Here is an 8225-nt window from a genome sequence, read left to right on the forward strand (position 1 = left end):
CGTCGCTTCCCGCCCCGTCCGGTCACACCGCCAACTCGGCGACGTCCTCCTTCGAGGTCCCCGGCGTCTCCGCGGCGGCGGGCTTCTTGTTCCGCAGCACCACCGCCGCCAGCAGGGCCGCCGCGAGGACGCCCACCGCGCTCACCACGAGGGTGGTGGACATCGCCGAGGTGAACGCCTCCCGGGCCGCGTGGGCCAGGCCCGCGTCACCCTTGGCCCCGGCCTCGGCCAGCGCGCCGATGATCGACTGCCTGGCCGGCTCGGAGGAGCCCGCCGGCATCTTGTCGGCGTACCCGCTGGCCAGCAGCGAGCCGAGGATCGCGATGCCGAGCGCGGTGCCCGCCTGCTGGATGGTGTCGTTCAGGGCGGAGCCGACGCCCGCCTTCTCCGGCGGGATCTCCCCCATCAGCGCGCCGACCGCGGCCGGCATCGCGAGACCGGCGCCCAGGCCGAGCAGGGCCAGCGCCACCGCCGGGACGGTGAAGCCGGTGTCCGCGTCGACCGTGCTGAGCAGGACGAACGAGCCGGCCATCAGCCCCATGCCGACCAGGACCAGCGGGCGGAAGCCGATCCTGGCGGTCAGGCCGGCGCCGGCGCCGTTGCCGATCAGGGCGGCGACCGCCATCGGCACGAAGGCCAGGCCCGCCTTGACCGGCGAGTAGTTCAGCACGAACTGCAGGTACTGGGTGAGAACGAGCAGCAGACCGCCGTTGCCGATCTGGACCAGGGTCAGCGAGAGCGAACCACCGCTGAAGTTGCGCTGCTTGAAGAGCGCCAGCGGGACCATCGGCTCGGCCACCACGTTCTCCCAGATCACGAAGCCGCCGAGGGCCACCACCCCGATCGCCAGGGAGACCAGCGAGCTTCCGCCGAACGCGCCGTGCTTGGGGATCTCGATGATCCACCAGATCATCGCGGTCATGCCGACCGCCGAGAGCACCGCGCCCAGCGGGTCCGGCTTCTGCCACGGCCCCTTGGACTCGGGCATCAGGACCAGCGCGGCGGTGATCGCCAGCACCACCACCGGCACGTTGATGAAGAAGATCGAGTGCCAGGAGAAGTGGTCGATCAGCACACCGCCGAGCACCGGGCTGCCGACCAGGCCGAGCATCGAGACCGAGCCCCAGGCCGCCATGGCCTTGCCCCGCTCGTCCTCCTCGAAGACGGTGATGAGGATGGACAGCGTCGAGGGCATGATCAGCGCACCGCCGACGCCCATCGCCACCCGGCTCGCGATGACCTCACCGGGGTTGGTGCAGACCGTCGCCGCCAGCGAGGCCGCCCCGAAGAGCAGCAGGCCGATGATCATGACCTTCCGCCGGCCGAACCGGTCGCCGAGGCTTCCGGAGGTCAGCAGCAGTCCGGCGAAGACCAGGATGTAGGAGTCCAGGATCCACTGGGTGTCCTGGGCGGTGGCCTTCAGGTCCTCGGTCATCGACGGCACCGCCACGGTCAGCGCCATGCTGTCGACCACCAGGACCAGCGTGCTGAGGCACAGCACGATCAGGATCCACCAGCGCCGTGGGTTACGGCCTTCCATGATTCTTCCCCTCCGAAGCACGACAGTGCGTACGATGTTCTATCGATGCGCACACCGTACGCAGTGCGGAACGGCGTGCGCAACCCTGCTTACTGTACGCTCGGTGCGAACGGTGTGCGCAGGGATTTCCTTGCACCGATCCCCAGAGGGAGGACCGGCCGATGGCCGCCAAGACGAACCCGATCCCGTCCGTGTGGGCCCGGCGGCGGCGCGAGCCCGAACAGCCCGCGCTCAGCCGGGAGGCGATCGTCCGCGAGGCGATCGCCATGCTCGACGCCGACGGGGTCGAGGCGCTGTCGATGCGCAAGCTCGGCGCCCGCCTCAACGCCGGCGCGACCTCCCTCTACCGGCACGTCGCCACCAAGGACGAGCTGATCGAACTCGCGGTGGACGAGGTCTTCGGTGAGATCCCCGTCCCGGACCCCGGCGCCTCCGACTGGCGGGCCGACGTCACCTCGACCTGCGAGGCCTTCCGGGACACCACGCTGCGCCACCGCTGGCTGGGGTCCGTCATCGGCCAGGCCGGACTGGTCTACCTGGGCCCCAACCTGATCACCGTCTCCGAGCGGATGGCGGCGCTCTTCTCGGCGGCCGGCTTCCCGGAGCCGGCCCGGGCGATCGACACCACGCTCTCCTACGTGCTCGGGATGGGCACCACCGAGGCCGCCTTCCTCACCACGGTGATGCGCAGCGGCCAGACCGAGGCCGAGTTCATCGCCCGGTTGATGCCCTCCGCCCAGGAGGCGGTGGCCGGCCACACGTTCCTGTCCGACGCCTTCGCCGACGCCGCGGCCAACGCCGTCAACGACCCGGCCGTCCTGCGGCAGGAGAAGTTCGCCTACGGCCTGAACGTCATCCTCGACGGCCTGGCGCTCCGGCTGCCGCGATAGGAGTCGAACAGCGCGCGGCGGCGTCGAGGTCGGCGGGGCGGGCGAAGTGGAGCCGGAGGTGACCGCCGGGGACGCGCCGCTTGAGTTCGGCCAGGCCGACGGCGGAGATCGCCGTGCCCGGCCCGGGCGTGCTGCCGATGGTGCTGATGGTGGTGGTCATGCTGGTCCTCCCCCTGTGCCGGGTCGGGTCGGCGGCCGGTCAGGCGCGCCGGATCACGATGTCGCCGAGCTGGGTCCGGGCCCGCACCTCCAGCTGCTCCACGGCCTCCCCCGGCGCGTTCGAGGCCTCCAGTTCGGTGCGGACCCCGCCGACCTTGGTGTGCACGTCGAGCCAGGCGGCGGTGCCCTCCCGGACGCCGATCTCCAGGTCGCCGATGGAGGTCTGCAGGACGGTGCGGCCGCGGACCAGCTCGCCGATCCGGATGCTGCCGTGGGCGGACTTGGCGTCGACCCCGGCGAGCGCGGCGCCGACGGTGATGGCGCCGTTGGAGGAGTTGGCCCGCAGTTCGCCGCCGACCTGCCCGACCACCGTCTCGCCGTTGAGGTTCTTGACCGTCAGGGCGCCCTCGACGCCGTTGATCTCGATCCGGCCGGAGGACTGCACCTCGGCGTCCCCGCCGGCCCGCCCCAGCCGGACCTCCCCGTGGTCGCTCCGCAGGTGGACGGTGGCCGCCTCGCCGACCTGGATCCGGCCGACCGAGGTCTTGAGCCGGCAGTCGCCGAAGACGCCCTCCAACGTGAAGTCGCCCATCGGGACGTCACCGCGGATCTCCGAGCCGGTCGGCACCTCGACCGTGACGTCGATCGATCCCGCCCGGCCGAAGATCGAGCGCTTCTTCGGGGCCTTGAGGACCAGCGCGCCGTTGGCGCAGGTGACCTTGGTCTGCTCGGCGATCCGGACGTCCGCCTCGGACCCCGGGTCGGCCGGGCGCACCTCGACCACCGTGTCGGTGCGCTTGGCCGCGGTGATCCGCACCGAGCCGATGTCGAACTCCAGGGTGACGCTGATCGGGTCGGGGGTGTCGAAAGAAGGCATGGGTGTCCCGTCCTCGTGGCTCTGCCCTGCGTTTCCGCAGGTGGAAAGGGTGAGAGTTGGCGGATGGATGGTGCGGTGGGCGGGCCGGCTACCGAACCCAGCCGGTGAACCCCTGGCCGGTGGCCCGCCTGGTCCGCGGCTCGGGCCGGGCGGGCGTGCCCGGGTCCAGCGCGGCGGCCACCGCCCGGACCAGCCAGGCGTTGACCGAGAGTCCTTCCTGCCCGGCGGCCTCCTCGACCCGGGCCTTGAGGTGGGCGGGGAGGCGGAAGTTGATCCGGGCGGTGTTGCCGTCGTCGGCCGCCTCGCCCGGGCCTCCGGCGGAGAGGGCGGACGCGGCGGATGACACCACCGGCGGCACCGGTGGCACCATGGCGGCGCCGACCGGCTCGGTGTCGTGGAAGGAATCGGCGCCCGGTGGCGCCGAGACCACGAACTCGGGGTCCAGCCCGCGCAGCCGGACGTCCACCGAGCCGGGGGCCAGCTCCCGTGTCACCTCCCCCATGGCGTCGGACAGCGCGTTCAGCAGCGTCAGCCGGGCGGCCGATTCCAGCGGCAGGGTGAGGCGCTCGGCCAGGGCGCGCGCCTCGTCTCCGCCCGCGCCCGCGGCCACCGCGAGCTCGTGCCGGAGGTTGTCGACGTACGGCGTGAGATCCATGGCTAGAGAATGGCACACCCGTGGCGCCATGTCGAGCCTTTTTGGCACCACATCATGGCGCCACTCGAACGAGTGAACGGCGCCATCGGACACCAAAGGCCCCGCCGGCGCACGCCGACGGGGCCCTCGGGGACGGAAAAGCGCAGGTCAGTGCTGGCGCCACCGCGTCAGGTGGGCGTCGATCTCGCCCGCCAGCCGGGCCTTGCCCGGGGCGTCGAGGAAGGACGCCTCCACCGCGTTCTTCGCCAGCGCCGCCACCCCGGCCTCGTCCAGCCCGAGCAGCCTGGCCGCCACCGCGTACTCGGTGTTGAGGTCGGTGCCGAACATCGGCGGGTCGTCGCTGTTGACGGTCACCAGCAGCCCGGAGTCGACCATCCGCTTGAGCGGGTGGTCCTCGATCCGCTCCACCGCGCGGGTGGCGATGTTGGAGGTCGGGCAGACCTCCAGCGGGATCCGGTGCTCGCCCAGGTGTTCGAGCAGCGCCGGGTCGTTGACCGCCTGGGTGCCGTGGCCGATGCGCTCGGCGCCGAGCACCCGCAGCGCGTCCCAGACCGTCTCCGGTCCGGTGGTCTCGCCCGCGTGCGGGACGCTGCGCAGGCCGGCCGCCCGCGCCCGGTCGAAGTAGGGCTTGAACTGCGGGCGCGGGACGCCGATCTCCGGGCCGCCGAGGCCGAAGCTGACCAGCCCCTCCGGAGCGAGGTCGACGGCGAGCCGGGCGGTCTCCTCGGCGGCGGCCAGACCGGCCTCGCCGGGGATGTCGAAGCACCACCGGAGCACCACCCCGAGCTCCTTCTCGGCGCGCAGCCGGGCGTCCTCGATGGCCTCCATGAAGGCGACGTCGGGGATGCCCCGGCTGACCGAGGAGTAGGGGGTGACGGTCAGCTCGGCGTAGCGGATGTTCTGCCGGGCCATGTCCTCGGCGACGCCGTAGGTCAGGGCGCGGACGTCCTCGGCGTCGCGGATGAGGTCCACCACGCTCAGGTAGACCTCGATGAAGTGCGCGAAGTCCGTGAAGGTGAAGTACTCGGCGAGGGCCTGCGGGTCGGCGGGCACCCTGGCCCGGCCCTCGTGGCGGGCGGCCAGCTCGGCCACCACCCGGGGCGAGGCCGACCCGACGTGGTGGACGTGCAGCTCCGCCTTGGGCATCGCGGCGATGAACGCCTCGATGGAGCGGTCCGCGGGGGCCGCGGGGCCGCTGGCGCTGGGGGTTCCGATCCGACTTCCGTCCGGCTGGACCACGGGTGGTGCCCTTCTTCTCTGGGTTCTACGCGCGTTTCAAGCGGTGCTTCAAGGCGCTGCAAGGCGCTGCAAGCAGTGTTCAAGCAGCGCTTCGAGCGGTGCTGGCAAGGATAGGCAGACGACGCTCAGCCGCCGAGCGCGACCGCCGCGGTGTGGATCAGCAGACCGGCCAGCGCGCCGACCACGGTGCCGTTGATCCGGATGAACTGGAGATCCCGGCCGACGTTGGCCTCGATCTTGCGCGAGGCGTCCTCGGCGTCCCAGCCCGCCACCGTCTCGGAGATCAGCGAGGTGATCTCGGCCCGGTAGGTGTCGACCAGGTACTGGGCGGCGTCCTGGAGCCAGCCGTCCACCTTGGCCTGCAGCTTGGCATCGGTGGCCAGGCGCGTACCGAAGCCGCGCACGCCCTCGCGGATGCGCCGGCGCAGCTCGCTCTCCTCGTCCTCGGCGGCGTTCAGCACCAGCGAGCGGACGGCGGCCCAGGTGGAGGCGATGAGGTCCTGCACCTCGGGCCGGACGAGCAGTTCGCCCTTGGCCCGCTCGACCCGGGCGATGGTCTCCGGGTCGGTCTGCAGCTCGGTGGCGAAGTCGGCGAGGAACTTGTCGATCGCGCCGCGCGCCGGGTGCCGCTGGTCGTCCCGTATGTCGGTGACGAACCGCATCAGCTCCTTGTACACCCGCTCGCCGACCTGGTGGTCGATGAACTTCGGGGTCCACCCGGGGGTCTTCTGGGTCACCCGCTGGACCACCTCGGCGTGGTTGTCGGTGAGCCAGTCGTGCGCCCGGACGGTGATCAGGTCGACCACCCCGTGGTGACCGCCGTCCGCGACCACCTTGCCGAGCATCCGGCCGGCCGGCTCGGCGACCGAGGTGGCGGCGGCCCGCCGGGTGACCGCCTCGGCGACGACCGCCTGCACGTCGTCGTCGCGCAGCACCGCGAGCACGCCGCGCAGCGCCGCCGAGGCCTCCTTGGTGACCCGCTCGGCGCTGCCGGGCGCGGCCAGCCACTCGCCGAGCCGCCGGGCGATGCCGAGCGCGGCGAGCCGGCCGCGCACCACGTGGCCGGAGAGGAAGTTCTCGCCGACGAAGTCGCCGAGCGAGCGCCCGAAGGCGTCCTTCTTGGTCGGGATGATGGCGGTGTGCGGAATGGGCAGGCCGAAGGGACGGCGGAACAGCGCGGTCACCGCGAACCAGTCGGCCAGCGCGCCGACCATGCCGGCCTCGGCGGCGGCGGCCAGATAGCCCGCCCAGGCGCCGGCGCCGGCCGCCTTGGCCCAGGTGGCCAGGGCGAAGACCAGGGTCGCGAGGCCCAGCAGGCCGGTCGCGATGGTCTTCATCCGGCGGACGCCGCGTCTCTTCTCCTCATCGGCCGCGGTGAACCGCATCCCGGGGCCGGTCCCGCTGAAGGCTTCGTCGCTCACCCCGCCAGTCTGCCCGCTGCCCGGCGCGAACGGACGGCGCGTCTGGGTATCGCGCGCCGGTCGGGTTTACGCGCCCGCCCGCGCGAGCGGATCCGGAGGGCGGGAAAGCGGCGTGCAGTGCGCGTTACGCGCCGCCGAGCACGATCCGGCGCACCCCGTCCACGCCCGTCCACCGGGCCGGATCGGTGCACCGCCGCCCGTCCAGCAGCACCCGGACGCCCGGCAGGTCGGCCGGCGCCAGCTCCCGGTACTCCGGGTGGTCGGCCTGGAGCACCGCCGCCGCCACCGGCTCGCCGCCGTGCGCGGGCAGGCCCAGCGCTGTCAGCTCCCCGGCCGGGTACAGCGGGTCGGCCACGTACGGCCGGGCGCCGGCCGCGCGCAGCGCCTCGACCAGCGGGAACACCCCCGAGTACGCGGTCTCCTTGACCCCGCCCCGGTACGCGGCGCCGAGCACCAGCACGCCCTGCCCGGCGAGCCCGCCGTCCAGCGCGCCGTCCAGCACCCCGACCGCGTACCCCGGCATCTCCAGGTTGGCCGCCCGCGCCGCGCGGACCACCGTCGCCGAGGGGTCGTTCCACAGGTAGAGCCTCGGGTAGACCGGGATGCAGTGGCCGCCGACCGCGACGCCCGGCCGGTGCAGATGGCTGAACGGCTGCGAGTTGCAGGCGTCCGCGACCGCCGCGAAGTCCACCCCGACCCGGTCCGCGTAGCGGGCGAACTGGTTGGCCAGCGCGATGTTGACGTCCCGGTAGGTGGTCTCGGCGAGCTTGGCGAACTCGGCGGCCTCGGCGGACTCCAGCTCCCAGACGCCGTTCGGCCGGCCCAGGGCGTCCAGGTCCGGGCGCGGGTCGAAGTCCAGCACCGCCCGGTAGAACTCGGCGCCGCGCCGGGTCGCGGCCGGGTCGATCCCGCCGACCAGCTTGGGGTAGCGGCGCAGGTCGGCGAAGACCCGGCCGGTGCGGACCCGCTCCGGGCTGAACACCAGCGCGAAGTCCCGGCCGGGGGCGAGCCCGGAGCCGGCCGCCAGCCGGGGCGCCCAGCGGCCCCGGGTGACGCCGACCGGCAGGGTGGTCTCGTAGCTGACCAGCGCGCCCCGGCGCAGCCCGGCCGCGACGGCGTCGGTGGCGGCGTCGAGCAGGGTGAAGTCGGGCGTGCCGTCGGCGGTGGTGACCAGCGGGACGACCAGGACGACGGCCTCGGACCCGGCGACGGCCGCCGCCGTGTCGGTGGTGGCGCGCAGCCGCCCCTCGGCGACCACCCGCTTGAGCGCCTCGTCCAGGCCGGCCTCCCGGGGGAACGGCGGCCGGCCCTGGTTGACGGCCTCGACGACCGGCGGGGCGACGTCGGCGCCGGTCACCCGGTGGCCCCTGGCGGCGAACTGGACGGCCAGCGGCAGGCCGAGCTTGCCGAGGCCGACCACGCAGATGTCGAGCCCGTTCACCGG

Annotated in this window: 8 protein-coding genes; 1 reads left to right on the forward strand and 7 read right to left on the reverse strand. The window is 73.2% G+C overall.

The genetic code is table 11. The features are described from left to right. Positions 1–22 precede the first annotated feature (22 nt). On the reverse strand, positions 23–1540 hold the full coding sequence (locus tag ABD308_RS35225; RefSeq protein ID WP_344344078.1) for an MFS transporter: 1518 nt from the start codon (positions 1538–1540) through the stop codon (positions 23–25). Positions 1541–1701: 161 nt separating this feature from the next. Here ABD308_RS35225 and ABD308_RS35230 point away from each other — a divergent pair, with 161 nt between their 5' ends. Further along, positions 1702–2430, forward strand: a complete 729-nt coding sequence (locus tag ABD308_RS35230) for a TetR/AcrR family transcriptional regulator (RefSeq protein WP_344344080.1) — start codon at positions 1702–1704, stop codon at positions 2428–2430. Here ABD308_RS35230 and ABD308_RS35235 read toward each other — a convergent pair. From ABD308_RS35235 to ABD308_RS35260, 6 genes are all read right to left on the reverse strand, one after another. After that, entirely contained in the window at positions 2393–2590 is a 198-nt protein-coding gene (locus tag ABD308_RS35235) for a hypothetical protein (protein WP_344344082.1), read from the reverse strand. The genes ABD308_RS35230 and ABD308_RS35235 overlap by 38 nt on opposite strands. Before the next feature lie 39 nt (positions 2591–2629). Next, positions 2630–3466: a DUF4097 family beta strand repeat-containing protein gene (locus tag ABD308_RS35240; protein ID WP_344344084.1), complete on the reverse strand. Its 837-nt coding sequence runs from the start codon at positions 3464–3466 to the stop codon at positions 2630–2632. An 88-nt stretch (positions 3467–3554) separates the two neighbouring features. Continuing rightward, on the reverse strand, positions 3555–4121 hold the full coding sequence (locus tag ABD308_RS35245) for a hypothetical protein (protein WP_344344086.1): 567 nt from the start codon (positions 4119–4121) through the stop codon (positions 3555–3557). A gap of 147 nt (positions 4122–4268) precedes the next feature. Beyond that, entirely contained in the window at positions 4269–5336 is a 1068-nt protein-coding gene (locus ABD308_RS35250; RefSeq protein WP_344344088.1) for an adenosine deaminase, read from the reverse strand. A 149-nt stretch (positions 5337–5485) separates the two neighbouring features. Then, positions 5486–6745 (reverse strand): DUF445 domain-containing protein, encoded by a 1260-nt coding sequence (locus tag ABD308_RS35255; protein ID WP_344344090.1) that lies wholly within the window; start codon positions 6743–6745, stop codon positions 5486–5488. A 160-nt stretch (positions 6746–6905) separates the two neighbouring features. Beyond that, positions 6906–8222, reverse strand: coding sequence for a nucleotide sugar dehydrogenase (locus ABD308_RS35260; protein WP_344344092.1), 1317 nt, complete (start codon positions 8220–8222; stop codon positions 6906–6908). Positions 8223–8225 lie beyond the last annotated feature (3 nt).

It is taken from the genome of Kitasatospora putterlickiae, assembly GCF_039527695.1.
In the GTDB taxonomy this organism is placed as follows: domain Bacteria; phylum Actinomycetota; class Actinomycetes; order Streptomycetales; family Streptomycetaceae; genus Kitasatospora; species Kitasatospora putterlickiae.